Genomic DNA, 19316 nt, shown 5'->3' with positions numbered 1-19316 from the left:
ATGGGAATGTTACATAGGGAGGGTCGCTGTGCAAGATTGGCTGCATCTCGACAAACCGTGGGGAATGTTACATAGGGACGGTCGCTGCGCAAGATTGGCTGCATCTCGACACTCGATCGGCTGGTCAGAAGTTGCTGGCCATGTTGGTGAACCGGCTGTAGTGCCCCTGGAAAGCCACGACGACCGTGTCGGTCGGGCCGTTCCTGTGCTTGGCCACGATGACGTCCGCCTCGCCCTCGCGAGGCGACTCGCGCTCGTACAGCGACTCGCGGTGCAGCAGGATCACGACGTCGGCATCCTGCTCGATCGAGTTGTGGACCGCGATCCCATTAGCGACGAAGTTGTGGCCACCGAGCACGGTGGCGTCGTAGACCTCCTCCACGCCCACGAGCTCCACCGACCGCACCTCGTCCCAGAAGACGTCGTTCACGGCATGGAGCTCCAGATCGGCACTCCCCAGCACGGTCGCGATCCGGCCCAGTCGCTCGCGCGAGGGCGCGCTCCTGTACAGCGTGGACCCGCAGTAGCGCGTCCCCATCGCGGCCTGGAACTCGCGCGTCGTCAGGCCCTGCTCGCTCATGACCCGTCGCACGTCACCCCACACCTCGCGGGGCACGGTGTCGACGTTGGTGTTCGCCTGTCGGTCACGGATGATCTCCAGGAGCTGTGCTGCCGAGGCAGAGCGCCCACCGAAGACACCGATCTCCTGGAGGAAGCGTCGCTGTGAGTCTGACCCGGAGATGTCGAGGGTGTAGCCCGGTCGATAGCCCTGCTTGTGGACGGTCCCCACCCGCCCAGAGATACCGAACCTCAGAAGGAGACGGCTGACGCCGTCGATCAGGCGACGAGAGGTGGAGGCGTAATAGATCCGCCCGCCTGTCTGATGCTTGTTGACGGTCACGGAACCGTCCGTCGACCAGAGGTGGTGCAAGAACAGGGAGATCTGTCGCTTGGAGAGCGAGAACACCTCATCGGGCACGTACTTCTCGTGGCTGCGCAGCCCGAAGACACCCAGCTCGTCCAGCCACTCTGCGATGGGGTTCCTCCGGCCCCGGGCCAGACGGAACGGTGCCCGCAGTCGCAACGTCGTGCACCTCGCGGCGGCATAGTCGTCGCGGACGGCGACCACGCCGAACGAGAGGGCCGCCACGGTGACCGCGCGAAGGTTCTCCTCGTCGATGGAGGCATACCGCAATGGTTGCCGCTTGATCATCGATCCGTCGCCCAGCATGTGGGCGAGCAGCACGACGTGGTTGTCGTCGACCCAGGGCTCATGCCGCTCCGGCGCAGGGACGTGGCGCGGCACGGCGATGCGGTCGCCGGCGTGCAGGTCGCCGAGGGCCTTCCAGCCGTCGTAGGCCAGGAAGGGATGGTTCTCCGTCGCTGTCAGGGTCTTGCCCGAGGTGAGGGTGAGTCGGAAGACCGGCCGCGTCCCGGTGGCGAAGACGTGGGTGAGGTGCCTCCGGACATACCGCAGGGACTCGTCGAGGGACCACACCGGCACGTCGGTGGCCCCGTCCGCGTGCAGCTCACCGAGCGTGACCTCGGCCCCCGTGTCGGCGCGCAGCACGCGCGTGTCGGCGGTGAGGCAACCCGACTCACGCAGGTCGCTCATCTGCGGCTTCTTGTCCGTCCGCTGCTCGGGACCACGGTTGAGCTGCGACAGGGCGATGACCGGCACCTCGAGCTCCTTGGCGAGCAGCTTGAGGGCTCGGGAGAACTCCGCGACCTCCTGCTGGCGCGACTCGACCCGCTTGCCCGAGCTCATGAGCTGCAGGTAGTCGATGATCACGAGCTTGAGGTTGTTGCGCTGCTTGAGCCGCCGGCACTTGGCGCGGATCTCCATGAGCGACATGTTGGGGCTGTCGTCGATGAAGAGCGGGGCGTCGGTGATCCGGCCCTGGGTCTCGGCCAGCCGGGTCCAGTCGCGGTCGCGCATGTTGCCCTTGCGCATGTTCTGCAGCGGGATCTCCGACTCGGCCGAGAGCAGTCGCATGGTGATCTCGGTACGGCTCATCTCGAGAGAGAAGACGACCGTGGACATCTGGTGCTTGATCGCCGCCGAACGGGCCACGTCGAGGGCCAGGGTCGACTTGCCCACAGCAGGCCTCGCGGCCACGATCACCATCTGCCCCGGGTGCAGACCGTTGGTCAGCTCGTCCAGCTCGGTGAAGCCGGTCGGCACCCCCGTCATCTCCCCCGAGGACCCGGCGGCGTGCTCGATCTCGTCCATCGTGGGCTCGATGAGCATGCCGAGCGCCTGGTAGTCCTCGCCCCCACGCTTGTCGGCGACGGCATACACCTCGGCCTGGGCGGCGTTGACGATGTCCTCGACGTCGCCGCCCTGGTAGCCGATCTGCACGATCCGGGTGCCGGCGTCCACCAGCCGCCGCAGCACCGCGCGCTCGGCGACGATCTCGGCGTAGAACGCGGCGTTGGCGGCGGTCGGCACCTCGGCGATGAGCTGGTGCAGGTATGCCGTGCCCCCCACACGCTGCAGGTCGCCACGCTTGGTCAGCTCGTCGCCGACGGTGATCGCGTCGACCGGCTCGCCCCGGGAGTAGAGGTCGACGCAGGCCTCGAAGATGCTCTCGTGCGCCGGCCGGTAGAAGTCGTGCGCCTTGACCATCTCCGAGCACTCGGCGATGGCGTCCTTGGACAGCATCATCGAGCCCAGCGCGCTGCGCTCGGCCGCCACGTCCTGCGGCGGCAGGCGGTCCTCGGGACCGCTCGGCGCCCCCTGGTCCGGCGGTCCGTAGACGTCCATCTCGCTCAGCGTCATACCGCCTCCTGGCTCCGTCGTCGGCTCGTGCGAGAAGTCCAGCACCCACCGCTGACAGACCCGCAACGGCTCACCGTACGGCCCGGAACACCGGCGCGCACCATCGTCATGTGGACGACCTGGGGACAGGGTGTGGAGGCCGTGGGGACAACCGACGCAACGTCCCCGGAACGCATGTGGACAACACTGTGGAAACTCCCGGAACTTTCGTCACACCAGGCCTCTGACCTGCGCAAACAGTGATCGCGGACTGTGGACACAAGACAGTCGGTGGTGCGTGGCAGACTCTCCGGCGTGGCGCAGCGAGACACGCGGGAGACGGCCGGGGCGAGCCGCTCCCGGGAGATCCTGCGGCTCGCCGTGCCCGCCTTCCTGGCGCTCGTGGCCGAGCCGCTCTTCCTGCTCGCCGACTCCGCGATCGTGGGTCATCTGGGCACCTCCGCGCTGGCCGGACTCGGAGTCGCGAGCGCCGTCCTGCTGACCGCCGTCAACATCTTCATCTTCCTCGCCTACGGCACCACCGCGGTCGTCGCGCGCCGGCTCGGCGCGGGGGACGAGCGCGGCGCGGTCAGCGCCGGCATCGACGGGGTCTGGCTCGCGCTGATGCTCGGCGCGGTGGGGGCGATCGTCACCGCCGTGCTCGCCCAGCCGCTCGTGCAGCTCTTCGGGGCAAGCGACGCGGTGGTCGCCGAGGCGGTGACCTATCTGCGGTGGTCGGCCCTGGGCATACCGTCGATGCTCGTCGTGCTCGCCGCCACCGGCGTGCTGCGCGGGCTGCAGGACACGCGCACGCCCCTGGTCGCCTCGGTGGTCGGGTTCACGGGCAACGCCGCGCTGTCCCTGCTGCTCGTGCACGGGGTCGGGTGGGGCATCGCCGGCGCCGCGATCGGCACGGTCATCGCCCAGACCGGTATGGCGCTGGGCCTCGTCCTCGTCGTCGTCCGGGGCGCGCGGCGGCTGGGGTCGTCCCTGACCTTCCACGGGGCGGGGGTGCTGCGGGCGGCGCGCGGGGGCATACCCCTGCTCGTGCGGACCATCGCCCTGCGGGCGGCCCTACTGCTCACCACCTGGTCGGCGGCGGGCCTCGGCGACGAGCAGCTCGCGGCGCACCAGGTCGCGCTGACGGTGTGGTCCACGCTCGCCTTCGCGCTGGACGCCCTCGCCATCGCCGCGCAGGCGCTCACCGGCAAGACCCTGGGCGCAAGCGACGTCGAGGGAACGCGGGCCGCGACCGCGGTCATGGTGCGCTGGTCGGTGTGGTTCGGCGTGATCCTCGCGGTGCTCATCGTGGCGCTGCACCGTGTCATCCCGCTCGGCTTCAGCCAGGACCCCGACGTCCGCTCCGCGCTGGCTGCGGCGCTGCTCGTGGTCGCCGTGGGCCAGCCGATCGCGGGCATCGCCTTCATCCTCGACGGGGTGCTCATCGGTGCCGGCGACACCCGTTGGCTGGCGTGGGCGCAGGTCGCGGCGACGGTGGCCTACCTGCCGATGGTGCTCGCCGTGCGGCTCAGCGGGGCCGAGGGCACGGCCGGTCTCGTCTGGCTGTGGATCGCCTTCACCGGCTTCATGACTGTCCGCTCGGTCTTGATGTGGCTCCGCGCGCGGGGAGACGCGTGGATGGTCGTCGGCGCCGAGCGCTGACCCCTGTCCGCGGGCCCGTCCGTGGGTGGGTGTGTTCGTGAGGGTGCTCGGGGTGTCTCTGTGGGGGCCTGCTGCACGATTTCGACCTCTGCTTTGTTCGCCATAGCGAACATTCGAGAGGTCGAATTCGGGCGGGGAGGCGCCTGTGGACAACCGCCGCGGCCGCCGGGCCGGCTCGGCAAGACTGGCGGTATGCCGACCCGCACCGAACGTGCCGCCCTCGCCCAGCTGGAGCACCACCGCCGTCACCGACTCGCCCGGGCGCTGGCAGTCCCCCACGACGGCGTCGTGACGTTGAGGATGCTGCGGCGGTCCGGCCTGAGCCGCGGACAGATCCTCGTGGAGATCGAGCGCGGGGCCTGGCGCAAGCTCGGCGTGCATACCGTGCAGGTCGACGACCTGGGCCCGAAGGCCCCGTGGTGGTGCGCCCTGTGGGAGTCGGGTGCCAGCGCCGTGCTGGACGGGGCGACGTCGCTGGAGGCGGCAGGACTCACCGGCTGGACCGAGCCGCAGCTCCACGTCAGCGTGCGCAACGGCGGGATCGTGCGGGACCTGGAGGGTGTCCGACACCACCGGCTGCGGGACATCGGGCCCTCCGTTCGGCAGGGCCTGCGCCGTACCCGGCCCGAGGTCGCGGTCGTCCGGGCAGCCCAGTGGGCCACCAGCGACCGTGCTGCCGCAACCCTCGTGGCGATGACCGTGCAGCAGCGGCTGGTCGGCGTCGAGGCGCTCCTCGAGCGCTGGGAGTCGGTCGGCTACTCGGCCCGCCGTCAAGTCCTGGACGAGGTCATCCGCGACGTCTGCGACGGCGCGCACTCCCTCAACGAGCTCGACTTCGCGACGGCCTGCCGCGAGCGCGGCATACCCGAGCCGACCCGCCAGGTCCTGCGCACCGGGCCGAAGGGGCAGGTCTACCTCGACGTCTTCTGGGGGGAGTTCGGGGTGCACGTCGAGATCCACGGCACGCAGCACTACCAGGGGACGGCGGTCATCGACGACGCGCTGCGGGTCAACGACCTCGGCTTGCGGGACCGTGACCTTATCAGCCTGCAGATCCCGGTGCTGGGGCTGCGCACCCAGCCGGAGCCGTTCTTCCGGCAGATCCGCCAGGCTCTGGACGAGGGCGCCCGCCGCGCCGGCCGAGCCCCCCGGCCCCCCGCTGCCTGAGTCCCTTCACGCCTGACCCCTTGTCTACTGCTCTTCTGTTCTTCTGCTCTTCTGCTCTTCTGCTCTCCGCAGCCTCCACCGGAATTCGACCTCTCGAAACGTCGCCATGGCAGTGAAAAGCACAGTCGAAATCGGGCAGCATCCGAGCCAGCCGGATTTCGACCTCTGGAAACGTCGCCATGGCGACGTTTCGAGAGGTCGAATTCGGGGCGAGGGCAAGGAAGCTCCCGGCGCGCAGGTATGCCCACCGGCCCGCCAGTCAGGCGGGCTCGTCGCGGCGGCCGGGGTGGATGTCGGTGGGGGCGACCTGGCCGGTGCGGAAGCCGGCCCGGCCCACCATGTGCGAGCCGGCCGGGATGGTCAGCAGCTGGAAGACGCCGATGAGCAGCAGCATCCCGACGTCGAGGCCGGAGCGGCTGCGCAGGCCGACGCCCACGAGCACCAGGAGCAGCCCGAGGATCTGCGGCTTGGTCCCGGCGTGCATCCGGGTCAGCAGGTCGGGGAAGCGCAGCAGCCCGATCGCCGCGGCCAGGCACAGCAGCGCGCCGAGCAGCAGGAAGACCAGCCCGAGGACGTCGAGCACGTCGGTCCAGGTCACGGGCCCTCCTCCAGCCGGTCGGGCACCGGGTCCGGCGCCGGGGCATCCCGGTCGCGGGCCACGAAGCGCGCCACGGCGACCGACCCGAGGAAGCCGACCAGCGACAGCGAGATGAGCAGCGGCAGGGTCGTCCAGGCGTCGGTCAGCGCGGCATACGCCCCGAGCGCGCAGACGACGATCGAGACGAGCACATCGGTGGCGATCACCCGGTCGAGCACGCTCGGCCCGATGGTGATGCGCACCAGGGTCAGGGCCGCGGAGGCCGCGAGCAGCCCCCCGACGAGCCACGTCAGGACCACCTCGAGCAGGTCCAGGTTCATCGGGTCTCCTCCGCGTCCGAGGTATGCCGTCGCCGCCGCGGGTCCAGCAGCGCCTCCGGGTCGGGGTGCAGCGCCCGCAGCACCCGCGCCTCCTGCGCCCGCACCTTGTGCCGCACCCGCTCCGCCTGGGCCCGGCTCCGGACGCCGAGGGCGTGCAGGGTCAGCAGCCGGGTGCTGGGCTCGAGGTCGATGACCACCGAGCCGGGGACGAGCGAGACCATCTCGGCGGTGAGCGTCTGCAGGAAGGCGTCGTCGCCGGCGAGCCCCAGGTCCATGACCACGCCCCGGGTCACCGGCCCGGGCCGCACCGCCAGCCAGGCGACCTCGACCGAGGCCCGCACGAGGTCCACGAGGAAGCGCACGACGAGCACCACGAAGGCCACCGGGCGCAGCCGCAGCCGCAGGTCCACCCGGGGCAGCGGGAAGAGGATGAGCACGACGAGCGCCACCAGCACCCCGCCGAGCACGTTGAGGACGTTGAGGCTGCCCCAGAGCAGCACCCAGACCGCCGTCAGCCACGCCACGGCCGCCGGCGAGACCCGGGGCAGCCTGCTCCAGGCCCGACCCTGCCGGGCGCGCGCACCCGCTCCCTCCCCGCTCACGGCCGGCCCCCGTCCCCGAGCACGGCCACCAGGTAGGGGTCGCGCAGCGTGAGGTCGGCCGCCGCCCGCGTCGCGACGTCGAAGAGCGGACCGGCGAGCACGGTCAGCGCCAGCCCGACCACCACCAGAGCGGCCGTCGGCACCAGCACCCCGGCACCCAGGGCCATGTGGTGCCCGCCCCGCAGCGGCCCGCGACCGGTGACGCCGGCGACGTTCTCGGACCAGAAGGCGCGCCCCCAGACCCGCGCGACGGCATACAGCGTGAGCAGCGAGGTCAGCACCGACCCGGCGACGAGCACCAGCGCCAGCCACGACCCCTGCTCGACCCCCGCCTGCACCAGCCCCACCTTGCCGAGGAAGCCGCTGAAGGGAGGGATGCCGGCGAGGTTCATCGCGGGGATGAAGAAGAGCACCCCCACGACCGGGGAGATCCGCGCCAGGTCGCCGAGCTTGGTCGTGTCCGAGGACCCGCCGACCCGCTCGACCAGGCCCAGGACGAGGAAGAGCGTGGTCTGCACGGTGATGTGGTGGATGACGTAGAAGATCGCCGAGGCCAGCCCGTGCGTGCTCCCGAGCGCGATGCCGAAGATGAGGAAGCCGATGTGGCTGACGAGGGTGAAGCTGAGCATCCGTTTGATGTCGTCCTGCGCGATGGCACCCAGGATCCCCACGATCATCGTCAGCAGGGCGGCCACGAGCAGCAGGTCGTCGAAGCGTGCCTGCGGGAAGAGCAGCGTCTGGGTGCGGATCATCGCGTAGACGCCGACCTTGGTCAGCAGCCCGGCGAAGACGGCGGTCACCGGTGCGGGCGCGGTCGGGTAGGACTCGGGCAGCCACCCGGACATCGGGAAGACGGCGGCCTTGACCGCGAAGCCGATGAGCAGCATGAGGTTGAGCAGCGCCACCGTCCCGAGCGAGATCTCGCCCAACCGCTCGCTGAGCAGCGCCAGGTTGATCGTGCCGGTCGCGGCATACACCAGGCCGATCGCGGCCAGGAAGATCAGCGAGCTGAGCAGCGACACGAGGACGTAGGTCGTGCCGGCGCGGACCCGCTCCACCGTGCCCCCGAGCGTGAGGAGCACGAAGCTCGCCGACAGCAGCATCTCGAAGCCGACGTAGAGGTGGAACAGGTCGCCGGAGATGAAGGTCGTCGTGACCCCCGCCGCGAGCACGAGCAGGGCGGGGTGGAAGACCGGCAGCGGGGACTGCCCGTCGCTCTCCTCGTCGAAGCTGCTCGCCCCCTGCCCGATCGAGTAGGACAGCACCGCGAGCATGACCACGCTGGACACGATGATCATGAGGGCGGCCAGGCGGTCCACGACGAGCACGATGCCCTCGGTCGCGGTCCAGCCCCCGACGAAGACCACCTGCGGGCCCTGGGTGTCGGCCGCCCACAGCAGCACCGCCGCCATCCCCGTCATCCCGACGAGGACGGTGAGGCTCACGGCGCGCTGCACCGCGGTCCGGCGCGCCGCGGCCAGGGTCAGGCCGGCGCCGATGAGCGGCAGCACCACCATGAGCGGCACCAGCGGGGTGTAGTCCGGGCTCACCGCGCCTCCTCCCCGGTCGTGTCGTCGGTCTCGTCGTATGCCTCTTCGTCGCCGTCCTCGGCCTCGGAGCGCGCGTGGATGCGGGCCGACTCGGTGTCGTCGGGGACGAGGTCGTCCCGGGCCACCTGCCAGCTGCGGTGCGCCAGCGCGAGCACGAAGGCGGTCATCGCCAGGGTGATGACGATCGCCGTGAGCACGAGGGCCTGCGGGATCGGGTCGGCCATCGGCCCGCCGTCCTCGGCGCCCACGATCGGCGGCGACCCGGGCGGTCCCGAGCCGATGACGAAGAACAGGTTGACGCCGTTGCCCATGAGCAGGAAGCCCATGAGCGCGCGGATGAGCGAGCGTGACAGGAAGAGGTATGCCCCTGCGCCCACGAGCACGCTGGCCACGAGGACGAGGGTGAGGTTGACGCTCATCGGGTCCCCCTCCCCGCCGTCTCGCGCTCGGTCGCGATCTGCGCATCCAGCCCGGAGCCCAGGCTGCGCAGCACGTCGAGCATGAGCCCGATCACCACGAGGTAGACCCCGAGGTCGAAGAGCAGCGAGGTGACCAGGTGCACCTCCCCGACCAGCGGGATCGTGAGGTAGGCGTCCCAGGTGCGCAGCGCCGGCGAACCCAGGAGCATCGGGATCACGGCCGACCCGGCGGCGATGAACAACCCGGTGCCGAGCACCGCCGCGGGCATCACCGGCAGCGCGGCGCGCAGCTCGTAGCCCCGGCCCGCCAGGAACCGCAGGCACAGCGCCAGCCCGGCCACGATCCCGGCCGCGAAGCCCCCGCCGGGCTGGTTGTGCCCGGCCAGCAGCAGGTAGACCGACCAGAGCAGGATGGTGTGGAAGACCAGCCGGGTGACGATCTCCAGGATCACCGAGCGCCGCTGCGGGTCGAGCCGGTCGCCCATGGCGATCCACTGGCTGGTGGGCAGCGACCCCGTGTCCGTCGGGGTCGGCGGGCTGCGCCACCCGGCCCGGGCCCCGCGGGCGGACTGCAGGCCCTTGCGGACGCCCTCGAGCGCCTCCTCGCGCAGCCACACCAGGCTCGCCACGCCGGTGGCGCAGGCCAGGACCACGGAGAGCTCGCCCATGGTGTCCCACGCGCGGATGTCCACGAGGATGACGTTGACGATGTTCTTACCGGCGCCGTAGTCGACCGAGCGCTCGGGCAGGCCGGCTCCCGCCGGCTCGTGGATGCGGGAGGAGGTGGCGACGACGGCGAGCAGGCCGACCACCAGCCCGACCCCGGCACCCAGGGCGGCCCGCAGCCGCCGGGTGAGCACGCTCGGGTCGTCCGGGAAGCGTCCGGACAGCCGCCGCAGGACGAGCACGAGGACCACGAGCGAGACCGTCTCGACGAGGAGCTGGGTGAGGGCCAGGTCCGGCGCCCCGTGCAGCAGGAAGAGCATGGCGCAGCCGTAGCCGGTGACCCCGACGAGGAAGACGGCCCGCAGCCGGCGCCGGGCCCGGGTCGCGAGGATCGCGGCCGCGACGACGATGAGGGCGACCGACACCTGGGCCGCGCCGTCGGCCACCCGCAGCTGCGCGGACGAGGGCCAGGTCGTCCCGCCGAGCACGAGCTGCAACCCGGGCAGCACGAGCACGACCAGGAGGATCGTCCCCAGCAGCGCCGGCAGCGAGCCCCGCGACAGGAAGCCGGTGCTCTCCAGCGCGGTCCGGTCCACGCCGCGCATCAGCGCGTCGTAGGCGCGGCCGGCGTCCACGCGGACGAGCGGGGAGACCGGGCCGGCCGGGTCGCGGGTCCGCCACCACCAGAGCGCGCCGAGGCCCCACACGCAGACCGAGACCAGCAGCGGCAGGGAGAGTCCGTGCCACAGGCCGAGGTGCACCTCGGGCCCGGGGAGCAGCGTCACGGTGGAGGTATGCCCGGCCAGCACCTCCTCGAGCGAGAGCGAGGTCACCCCCATCACCAGGCCGCCGAGCGCCAGCACGAGCGGGATCCCGACGAGGAGCGGCCCGGGGGCGTGCCAGCCGTGCCCGGCGTCCTCGGAGCCGGAGCCCGTGCCGGGCCCGAAGGCCCCCACGACGAAGCGGGCGGAGTAGGCCACGGTGAGGACCGACCCGGCGACGAAGGACACGGCGGCGACCCCCTGCAGCGACACCCACCCGTTCGGCGGCTCCAGCAGGGCACCGAGGGCCGCCTCCTTGCCGACGAAGCCGATGAGGGCGGGCAGCCCGGCCATCGACAGGGCCGCCAGCACCCCGGCCACGGTCAGCCAGGGCGCGGCACGCGCGACCCCGTGCAGCACCCGGATGTCCCGGGTGCCGGTCGCGTGGTCGATCGCCCCGGTGGCGAGGAAGAGCGAGGACTTGAAGAGCGCGTGCGACACGACCAGCGTGAGGCCGGCGAGCGCGGCCGCCTCGTTGCCGTAGCCCACCAGCAGCACGAGCATGCCCAGCTGGCTCACCGTCCCGTAGGCCAGCAGCAGCTTGAGGTCGGTCTGCCGAGTCGCCCGGAACCCGCCCAGCAGCATCGTCGCCGACCCGAGGAGGAGCACCGTGACCTGCCAGACCGGCAGGTCGGCATACCCCGGCGCGAAGCGCGCGACGAGGTAGACCCCCGCCTTGACCATCGCCGCGGCGTGGAGGTAGGCGCTGACCGGGGTCGGCGCCGCCATGGCGCCCGGCAGCCAGAAGTGGAAAGGCACCAGCGCCGACTTGGTCACCGCGCCCACGAGGAGGAGCCCGACGCCCCAGGCGACGGCGGCGGTGGCGGGCCGGGGCCCGGCGAGGAGCTCGCTGATGCGGTAGGTCCCGGCGCTCTCACCCAGCAGGACCAGCCCCACGAGCATCGTCAGGCCGCCGGCAGCCGTGACGATGAGCGCCTGGCGCGCCGCCCTGGTGCTGACCGCGCTCGTCGTCAGGTAGCCGACGAGCAGGTAGGACAGGACCGTCGTGATCTCCCAGAAGACGTAGAGCAGGAGCAGGTCGTCCGTCGTGACCAGGCCGAGCATCGCGCCGGCGAAGCCGACGAGCGCCGCGCCCAGCAGCCGGGGGTCCCCGTCGGTGGAGCGGGGGTCGATGTAGGCGCAGCAGTAGAGCAGGACCAGCGCCCCGACGGCGGCGACGACGAGGCTCATGACCACCGCGAGCGGGTCCAGCCGGAAGGACAGCTCCAGGCCGAGCTCGGCGACCCACCCCGTCCGCTCGACCCGCACGGGGCCGGACAGCGCCGTCAGCATCCACGCCGCGGTCGCCGCCGGGACCAGCGCCAGGACGGCGAAACCCCACCTCCCCAGCGTCCGCACCAGCGGTCCGGCGAGGACCGCGGCGAGCAGGTGCATTCCGATGAAGGTCAGGACCATGCTGACCTCCCGGAACCTGTATGACGTGTCCCCCAAGTCTATCCGAGGGAGTGGGGCCCTCCGGACCTTCGCCCGGACGGCGTGCGACCTACCGCTTCCGCTTGCAATGTCGGCCCGGACCCGCATATATGGGGTTGACGCGGCGTCATGGTCGCCGACTCAGAGCCGAGATCCCGACGGGGAGGTGTGTGCTGTGTGGCAGTTCGTCACCGACCGCTGGCTGGACATCGCCTACCGGTCCTACCAGCACGTGAGCCTGGTGGTGCAGTCCGTCGCCCTGGCGACGGTCATCGCCATCGCGATCGCGCTGCTGGTCACCAGCTACCGACGGCTCGAGCCGGTGGCCAACTTCGTCAGCAGCGTGGGGCTGACGATCCCCTCGCTCGCCCTCCTCGGCATCATGCTGCCCATCGTCGGCATCGGCACCATCCCCGCGGTCGTGGTGGTCACCTTCTACGCCAGCCTGCCGATCCTGCGCAACGCGGTGGTCGGGCTCAAGGGGGTCGACCGCAACCTCGTGGAGTCCGCGCGCGGCATGGGCATGAGCCCCTGGACGACCTTCCGCCGGGTCCGGCTGCCGCTCGCCTGGCCGGTCATCCTCGCCGGGCTCCGGGTCTCCACCCAGATGTCCATGGGGGTCGCCGCGATCGCGGCGTACGCCCTGGGCCCCGGGCTCGGCAGCTACATCTTCACCGGCCTCACCCAGATCGGCGGCGTCAACGCCGTCAACTACGCCCTCGTCGCCACCATCGCCATCATCGTCCTCGCCCTCCTGCTCGACGCGCTCCTGCTGGCGCTCGGGTGGGTGACCACCTCGAAGGGGATCCGCGTCTCATGACCCAGTCCACCAGCTCCAGGTCCACCGGGCGCGACGACGCCGTCAGCGGGGTCGAGATCGTCTTCGACGACATCGTCAAGACGTATGCCGGCACCTCCGGTCCCGCCGTCGACCACCTCTCCCTGACGATCCCCGCCGGCGAGATCGTCATGTTCGTCGGCCCCTCCGGCTGCGGCAAGACCACCTCGCTCAAGATGATCAACCGGCTGCACGAGCCGACGTCGGGCACCATCACCATCGACGGCGAGGACATCCGGCAGAAGAACGCCGACGAGCTGCGGCGCCACGTCGGCTACGTCATCCAGGGCGGCTCGCTCTTCCCGCACATGACGGTCAAGCAGAACATCGCGCTCGTGCCCGGGCTGCTCGGCTGGGACAAGGAGCGGACCGCCAAGCGCGTCGACGAGCTGCTCGACCTCGTCGGGCTGAAGCCGGACCGCTACCGCGACCGCTTCCCCCGCGAGCTCTCCGGCGGCCAGCAGCAGCGCGTGGGCGTGGCCCGCGGGCTCGCGGCCGACCCCCCGGTCATCCTCATGGACGAGCCCTTCGGTGCGGTGGACCCGATCACCCGGCAGCGGCTGCAGGACGAGCTGCTCTCCATCCAGGAGGCGCTGCGCAAGACGATCGTCTGCGTCACCCACGACATCGACGAGGCGGTCAAGCTCGGCGACCGGATCCTCATCCTCACCGAGGGCGCCAAGATCGCGCAGTACGACACCCCCGAGAACGTCCTCGCCGCCCCCGCCAACACCTTCGTCGAGGACTTCGTCGGGGCCGGCTCCGCGCTGAAGGCGCTCAGCCTGTCCCGCGTGGCCGAGGTGGAGCTCTTCCCCCAGACCAGCGTGAAGGTCGGTGAGTCGGTCGCGGACGCGAAGGAGCGGGCGAGCCGCGCCGGGCATACCTCGGTCGTCGTCCTGGACGAGCAGGAGCGGCCCATCGACTGGCTGTGGCTCCGCGCGCTGCAGGGCGAGACCGTGCGCGAGCCGGACGAGGACCGGGACCTGCTCACGATCAGTCAGCAGGCGACCCTCAACGACGCCCTCGACTCGATGCTCGTCTCCACCCACGACGGGGTGCCCGTCACCGGCGCCCAGGACCGGTATGCGGGCGTCGCGACCTTCTCCGCCGTCACCTCGCTCATCACGAGCAAGAACCAGCAGGCCCAGGGCAGCAGCGGGGACGCCATCGCCCAGGCGCCCGACGACGCCGACCTCGAGGAGGCCACCGCTGGGGCCTCCGCGGGGTCCGGGGCCCCCGACGGCGAGGACGGCTGAGCCCCATGTCGACCGACACGGCCACGGCCTCCTCCACGAAACGGGCCCGACTGTCCCGGGAGGATCTCGGGCTGCTCCTGGGTCTACCGATCCTGTGCACCGTCGTGCTCGTCGCGTGGGCGATCTGGCGCGCGACCGCCGATCTCGACGACATCGAGCAGCGCGCGCTGGCCTGGGGCAACATCCTCACCCTCACCGGGGAGCACCTGCTGCTGACAGTCGTGGGCGCGCTCGTCGTCGTCGTCACCGCCATCCCCATCGGCATCGCGCTGACCCGGCCCGGCATGAAGCGCTTCGCCACCCCCGTCATCGGCGTCGCCAACGCCGGGCAGGCCGCCCCGGTCATCGGTGTCATCGTGCTCTTCGCGATGTGGCTCTCGTTCGGCTTCTGGACGGCGATCCTGGCGCTGTCGCTCTACTCCTTCCTGCCGGTCCTGCGCAACACCATCGTCGGGCTGCAGTCGGTCGACCCGACCCTGGTCGAGGCGGCCCGCGGCATGGGGATGTCCAACGCGACGGTGCTGCGGCGGGTGGAGCTGCCGCTGGCGATGCCGGTCATCATGACCGGCGTCCGGACCGCGCTGGTCCTGCTGGTCGGCACCGCGGCCTTCGGCACCTTCATCAGCGCCGGTGGTCTCGGGGCGCTCATCGTCGTCGGGATCACGCTCTTCCGCAGCCCCATCCTCATCAGCGGGGGCCTGCTCATGGCCGTGCTCGCGCTGCTCGTGGACTGGGCAGGGCGGGTGCTGGAGTTCCTCGCGACACCGAAGGGGATGTCGTGATGGCTGCGCACCGGGGCGGACGAGGTAGGCGCGGGCGCACCGTCGGCGCGGCCGCCGCGGCGCTGGCGGCGCTCGGGCTGACCGGGTGCGGGCTGGGCACCGGGGGTGGCTTCGTGCCCAGCGGCGAGCTGGCCGGGCCGCTGGCGGACGTGCAGCCGCTCGACGACGCCGAGATCGCCGTCGGCAGCAAGAACTTCTCCGAGCAGCTGCTCGTCGGCAAGATGGCCGTCATCCTCTTCAAGTCGGCCGGGGCGCAGGTCCAGGACTACACCAACATCCCCGGCTCCTCGAGCACCCGGCAGGCGCTGCTCGGCGACGAGCTGGACATGGTGTGGGAGTACACCGGGACCGCCTGGATCGCCTACCTCGGCGAGACCGACCCCATACCCGACGAGCAGGAGCAGTGGCAGGCGGTCAAGGACGCCGACGCCGAGTTCGGCCTCACCTGGCTGCCGCCCGCGCCGATGAACAACACCTACGGCTTCGCGATGACGCAGGAGAGCGCCGAGGAACTCGGGATCACGAAACTCTCCGAGATCCAGGACATCCCCGAGGAGGAGCGCACGTTCTGCGTGGAGTCGGAGTTCAACAACCGCAACGACGGCTTCGACCCCATGCTGGAGACCTACGACATCCCCCGCGGCGACGGGGTCCCGGAGGACAACGTCCGGCTCTACGACACCGGCGCCATCTACGCCGCCACCGCCCAGGGCGACTGCACCTTCGGCGAGGTCTTCACCACCGACGGCCGGATCCAGGCCCTCGACCTCGTCGTGCTGGAGGACGACCGCGACTTCTTCCCGGCATACAACCTCGCGCCGGTGGTCCAGGAGGACGTGCTCGAGCAGTACCCGCAGATCGAGCAGCTCTTCGCCCCGGTCAGCGAGGCGCTGACCGACGACGTGCTGCTCGAGCTCAACGCCCGGATCGACGTCGACGGCCAGGAGCCCGGGCAGGTCGCCTTCGACTGGCTCGTGGACGAGGGCTTCATCACCGACCCTCAGGAGGCCCAGGCCCTCGCTCCCGGCGACTGACCCCCGGCGACCGGCCCCTCTGCACGAATTCGACTTCTCGAATGTTCGCCATGGCGACGTTTCCAGCAGTCGAATTCCGGGGATCTCCGGGGTATGCCGACGGCCCCGGCTCCTCCTGGAAGGAACCGGGGCCGGTCGGTGCGGTGTCGCTCAGGCGGAGGCGACGACGCTGACGGTGACGTCGGCGGCGAGGTCCTCGTGCAGGCGCACGTGGACGGCGTGGTCACCGACGTTGCGGATCGGGGTACGGACCTCGATCCGGCGCTTGTCGACCGACGGGCCACCGCTGGCGGCGATCGCCTCGGCGATCTCGGCCGGGGTGACGGCGCCGAAGAGGCGGCCGCCGGAGCCGGCGCGGGCCGCGACGGTGATCTCGGCGCCCTCGAGCCGCGCCTTGGCGGCGGCGGCGTCCTCGGCGCTGCGCACGGCGCGCTTGTCGCGGGCCGCCTTGATCGAGTCGACCTGCTTCTGGCCGCCCTTGGTCCAGGCGGTCGCCACCTTGCGGGGCAGCAGGTAGTTGCGGGCGTAGCCGTCCTTGACGTCGACGACGTCGCCGGCCTCACCGAGGCCGGTGACGGGCTGGGTCAGGATGATTTTCATGGATGCGCTCCTCGTCTCTCGCCGGCTCAGCGGGCGGAGCTGCTGTAGGGCAGCAGCGCCATCTCGCGGGCGTTCTTGACGGCACCGGCGATCCGGCGCTGCTCCTGCACGGAGACGCCGGTCACCCGACGGGCGCGGATCTTGCCGCGGTCGGAGATGAACTTGCGCAGCAGCGCGGTGTCCTTGTAGTCGATCGCCTCGATCTTGGCGGACTTCAGCGGGTTCGCCTTCTTCTTCGGCTTACGCATGACGGGCTTGGCCATCGTGGTGCTCTCCCCTTTCGTGAGAGCCCGAGCAGCTGCTCGGGATGGTGGAAGTGAACTTCTGTGTGCTGGTGGTGGGTGAGCCGATCAGAACGGCGGCTCGTCGTAGGACGGCGCGCCGCCCCAGCCCGAGCCCCCACCGGAGTTGCCGGAGCCGCCGCCGGTGCTGCTGGCACCGCCGGTCGCCCACGGGTCGTTGGCCGGGGCCTGCTGGTTGCCGGAGCCACCCTGCTGGCCACCGGCGTTGCCGCCGGAGTAGCCACCCTGGCCACCCTGCTGACCGCCCTGGCCGCCCTGCTGGCCACCGCCCTGCCAGCCGCCGCCGGAGCCACCCTGGCCGCGCTGGGCCTTGGTGACCTGGGCGGTGGCATACCGCATGGACGGGCCGACCTCGTCGACCTGCATCTCCATGACGGTGCGGTTCTCGCCCTCCGGCGTCTGCCAGGAGCGGGAGACCAGCCGGCCGGTGGCGAGGACGCGGTCGCCGCGGTGCAGCGACTCCGAGACGTGCTCGGCGGCCTCGCGCCACACCGAGCAGCGCATGAAGAGCGTCTCGCCGTCCTTCCAGTCGTTGGTCTGCCGGTCGAACTGCCGCGGGGTGGACGCCACGGTGAAGTTGGCGACGGCCGCACCGCTGGGGGTGAAGCGCAGCTCGGGGTCGGCGGTCAGGTTGCCGACGACGGTGATCGGAGTCTCTCCGGCCATGTCAGGTGCTCCTCGCGTTGCCTTCGGTCAGGTGGTTGCTTGCGGGTATGCCGGTCGCGACTCAGGCGTCGCGGCGCAGCAGCTTGGTCCGCAGGACGGACTCGTTGAGGCCCAGCTGGCGGTCCAGCTCCTGGGCGGTGGCGGGCTCGGCGGTGAGGTTGACCACCGCGTAGATGCCCTCGGCCTGCTTCTTGATCTCGTAGGCCAGCCGGCGACGGCCCATGACGTCGATCTCCTCGATCGAGCCACCGTCCTTGGTGACGACGCCGAGCATCTTCTCCAGCGTGGGCTGGAGATTGCGCTCGTCGGTCTCGGGGTCGAGGATGATCATGAGTTCGTACTGACGCATGCTGAAGACCCACCTCCTTCGGTCTGTAGCGGTCACGGTCTCTCCGTGACAGGAGGGTCATACGTCTCACCGCTGCCCTGCCAGCATGCCATCGGGACGATGCGCCGCGCAGGAGTTGTCCACAGCCGCTGGGCTCGCCCGAGCGTCGCGGACCGCGGTGAACCCGACCACGATACCGGGCGCCGCCGCACCGCACCTAATCCGCGGCGCCTCCCGCACCCGCACCCTCCGCGCCGTCCTCATCGGTCTCTCACGCGCGCCACGACATACTGTCCCCGAACCGAGCAGAGGGAGAAGCATGAAGATCGCGATCGCCGGCACCGGCTACGTGGGCCTCTCGCTGGCCGTCGTCCTGGCCCAGCACCACGAGGTCTACGCCCTGGACATCGACGCCGCCAAGGTGGAGCAGATCAACGCGCGCCGCAGCCCGATCCACGACCCCGAGATCAGCGACTACCTGGCCACGCGCGAGCTCGACCTGCGGGCGACGACCGACCCCGAGGAGGCCTACGCCGGCGCGCAGTGGGTGGTCGTGGCCACGCCGACGGACTACGACACCGTCACCAACTTCTTCGACACGCGCAGCGTCGAGGCGGTCGTCGCGGACGTGCGCCGGATCAACCCCGACGCCGCGATCGTCATCAAGTCCACGATCCCGGTCGGCTACACCGAGGGGCTGCGCGAGCAGCACCCCGGGGCGACCATCCTCTTCAGCCCGGAGTTCCTGCGCGAGGGCCGCGCGCTGCACGACAACCTGCACCCCTCCCGGATCATCGTCGGCGACACGACCGCGCGCGGCCAGGAGTTCGCCGACCTGCTCCTCGAGGGCTCCCTGCACGACGACGTGCCGGTGCTGCTCACCGGCTCGACCGAGGCCGAGGCGATCAAGCTCTTCGCCAACACCTACCTCGCGATGCGGGTCGCCTACTTCAACGAGCTCGACACGTATGCCGTCACCCGCCAGCTCGACACCCGCCAGATCATCGAGGGAGTCGGCCTCGACCCGCGCATCGGGTCGCACTACAACAACCCCAGCTTCGGCTACGGCGGCTACTGCCTGCCCAAGGACACCCGGCAGCTGCTGGCCAACTACGGCACCGTGCCGCAGACCCTCATCACCGCGGTCGTGGACGCCAACACGACCCGGATGGACTTCATCGCCGCCGACATCCTGGACCGGCACCCCCACCGGGTGGGCATCTACCGGCTCATCATGAAGGCCGGCTCGGACAACTTCCGCGCCTCCAGCGTCCAGGGCGTCATGTCGCGGCTGCAGGCCCGCGGCGTCGAGATCGTCATCTACGAGCCCAGCTTCGAGGGCGAGACCTTCCAGGGCTGCCGCGTGCTGCGCGACCTCCCGGCCTTCACCGACACCGCCGACATCATCATCGCCAACCGGCTGGACGAGCACAGCGACGAGTTCGGGGACAAGCTCTACACCCGCGACCTCTACGGTCGCGACTGACCCGCCGGTCCCCCGCGACCGGTT

The 19316-nt window shown here is 71.0% G+C and carries 18 protein-coding genes; 7 read left to right on the top strand and 11 right to left on the bottom strand.

Annotated elements, in window-relative coordinates; all coding sequences use genetic code 11:
• Nucleotides 1–124: 124 nt before the first annotated feature.
• Nucleotides 125–2782, bottom strand: a complete 2658-nt coding sequence (locus SGUI_RS09805; protein ID WP_066639416.1) for a replicative DNA helicase — start codon at nucleotides 2780–2782, stop codon at nucleotides 125–127.
• Nucleotides 2783–3076: 294 nt separating this feature from the next.
• Between SGUI_RS09805 and SGUI_RS09800 the strand changes: the two genes are divergently transcribed.
• Nucleotides 3077–4423, top strand: coding sequence for an MATE family efflux transporter (locus SGUI_RS09800; protein ID WP_083190607.1), 1347 nt, complete (start codon nucleotides 3077–3079; stop codon nucleotides 4421–4423).
• Between the two features lie 192 nt (nucleotides 4424–4615).
• Entirely contained in the window at nucleotides 4616–5590 is a 975-nt protein-coding gene (locus SGUI_RS09795; RefSeq protein WP_066639414.1) for a hypothetical protein, read from the top strand.
• A 259-nt stretch (nucleotides 5591–5849) separates the two neighbouring features.
• Here SGUI_RS09795 and mnhG read toward each other — a convergent pair whose 3' ends face one another.
• From mnhG to SGUI_RS09765, 6 genes are read right to left on the bottom strand one after another with little or no spacing between them, the layout of a single operon-like run.
• Nucleotides 5850–6188, bottom strand: a complete 339-nt coding sequence (gene mnhG / locus SGUI_RS09790) for a monovalent cation/H(+) antiporter subunit G (protein WP_066639412.1) — start codon at nucleotides 6186–6188, stop codon at nucleotides 5850–5852.
• A complete protein-coding gene (locus SGUI_RS09785; RefSeq protein WP_066639409.1) occupies nucleotides 6185–6508 on the bottom strand; it encodes a monovalent cation/H+ antiporter complex subunit F in 324 nt (107 codons plus the stop codon). Before SGUI_RS09785 ends, mnhG begins: the two co-directional genes overlap by 4 nt.
• Nucleotides 6505–7110 (bottom strand): Na+/H+ antiporter subunit E, encoded by a 606-nt coding sequence (locus SGUI_RS09780; protein ID WP_083190606.1) that lies wholly within the window; start codon nucleotides 7108–7110, stop codon nucleotides 6505–6507. The genes SGUI_RS09785 and SGUI_RS09780 overlap by 4 nt, the downstream gene beginning before the upstream one ends.
• Nucleotides 7107–8627, bottom strand: coding sequence for a Na+/H+ antiporter subunit D (locus SGUI_RS09775; protein WP_066643177.1), 1521 nt, complete (start codon nucleotides 8625–8627; stop codon nucleotides 7107–7109). Before SGUI_RS09775 ends, SGUI_RS09780 begins: the two co-directional genes overlap by 4 nt.
• A 29-nt stretch (nucleotides 8628–8656) precedes the next feature.
• Nucleotides 8657–9079, bottom strand: a complete 423-nt coding sequence (locus tag SGUI_RS09770) for a Na(+)/H(+) antiporter subunit C (protein ID WP_066639407.1) — start codon at nucleotides 9077–9079, stop codon at nucleotides 8657–8659.
• The gene (locus tag SGUI_RS09765) at nucleotides 9076–11982 is read right to left on the bottom strand and encodes a Na+/H+ antiporter subunit A (protein WP_066639406.1); all 2907 of its coding nucleotides are present in this window, start codon (nucleotides 11980–11982) and stop codon (nucleotides 9076–9078) included. Before SGUI_RS09765 ends, SGUI_RS09770 begins: the two co-directional genes overlap by 4 nt.
• A gap of 193 nt (nucleotides 11983–12175) precedes the next feature.
• Between SGUI_RS09765 and SGUI_RS09760 the strand changes: the two genes are divergently transcribed.
• From SGUI_RS09760 to SGUI_RS09745, 4 genes are read left to right on the top strand one after another with little or no spacing between them, the layout of a single operon-like run.
• Nucleotides 12176–12820 carry an ABC transporter permease gene (locus SGUI_RS09760; RefSeq protein WP_066639404.1) on the top strand — a complete coding sequence of 215 codons (645 nt, stop codon included), beginning with the start codon at nucleotides 12176–12178 and terminating at the stop codon, nucleotides 12818–12820.
• On the top strand, nucleotides 12817–14094 hold the full coding sequence (locus SGUI_RS09755; RefSeq protein ID WP_066639402.1) for an ABC transporter ATP-binding protein: 1278 nt from the start codon (nucleotides 12817–12819) through the stop codon (nucleotides 14092–14094). Before SGUI_RS09760 ends, SGUI_RS09755 begins: the two co-directional genes overlap by 4 nt.
• Before the next feature lie 5 nt (nucleotides 14095–14099).
• Complete coding sequence (locus SGUI_RS09750) at nucleotides 14100–14876, top strand: ABC transporter permease (RefSeq protein ID WP_066639400.1); 777 nt, start codon at nucleotides 14100–14102, stop codon at nucleotides 14874–14876.
• Entirely contained in the window at nucleotides 14876–15910 is a 1035-nt protein-coding gene (locus tag SGUI_RS09745) for a glycine betaine ABC transporter substrate-binding protein (protein WP_066639398.1), read from the top strand. Before SGUI_RS09750 ends, SGUI_RS09745 begins: the two co-directional genes overlap by 1 nt.
• A gap of 150 nt (nucleotides 15911–16060) precedes the next feature.
• Here SGUI_RS09745 and rplI read toward each other — a convergent pair whose 3' ends face one another.
• The 4 genes from rplI to rpsF all read right to left on the bottom strand — a co-directional run bounded on the left by rplI (nucleotide 16061) and on the right by rpsF (nucleotide 17827).
• The gene (gene rplI, locus SGUI_RS09740; protein WP_066639388.1) at nucleotides 16061–16510 is read right to left on the bottom strand and encodes a 50S ribosomal protein L9; all 450 of its coding nucleotides are present in this window, start codon (nucleotides 16508–16510) and stop codon (nucleotides 16061–16063) included.
• Between the two features lie 26 nt (nucleotides 16511–16536).
• Nucleotides 16537–16773 carry a 30S ribosomal protein S18 gene (gene rpsR, locus SGUI_RS09735; RefSeq protein ID WP_066639385.1) on the bottom strand — a complete coding sequence of 79 codons (237 nt, stop codon included), beginning with the start codon at nucleotides 16771–16773 and terminating at the stop codon, nucleotides 16537–16539.
• An 87-nt stretch (nucleotides 16774–16860) separates the two neighbouring features.
• Nucleotides 16861–17478 carry a single-stranded DNA-binding protein gene (locus SGUI_RS09730; protein ID WP_066639382.1) on the bottom strand — a complete coding sequence of 206 codons (618 nt, stop codon included), beginning with the start codon at nucleotides 17476–17478 and terminating at the stop codon, nucleotides 16861–16863.
• A gap of 61 nt (nucleotides 17479–17539) precedes the next feature.
• On the bottom strand, nucleotides 17540–17827 hold the full coding sequence (gene rpsF, locus SGUI_RS09725; protein ID WP_066639380.1) for a 30S ribosomal protein S6: 288 nt from the start codon (nucleotides 17825–17827) through the stop codon (nucleotides 17540–17542).
• 298 nt (nucleotides 17828–18125) lie between these two features.
• Between rpsF and SGUI_RS09720 the strand changes: the two genes are divergently transcribed.
• Nucleotides 18126–19292, top strand: a complete 1167-nt coding sequence (locus SGUI_RS09720; RefSeq protein ID WP_066639377.1) for a nucleotide sugar dehydrogenase — start codon at nucleotides 18126–18128, stop codon at nucleotides 19290–19292.
• Nucleotides 19293–19316: the final 24 nt, after the last annotated feature.

Origin of the sequence: Serinicoccus hydrothermalis (assembly GCF_001685415.1) — a bacterium.
Taxonomy (GTDB): domain Bacteria; phylum Actinomycetota; class Actinomycetes; order Actinomycetales; family Dermatophilaceae; genus Ornithinicoccus; species Ornithinicoccus hydrothermalis.
The sequence above is the reverse complement of the archived record's forward strand: the minus strand, read 5'-3'. Positions and strand labels throughout refer to the sequence as shown.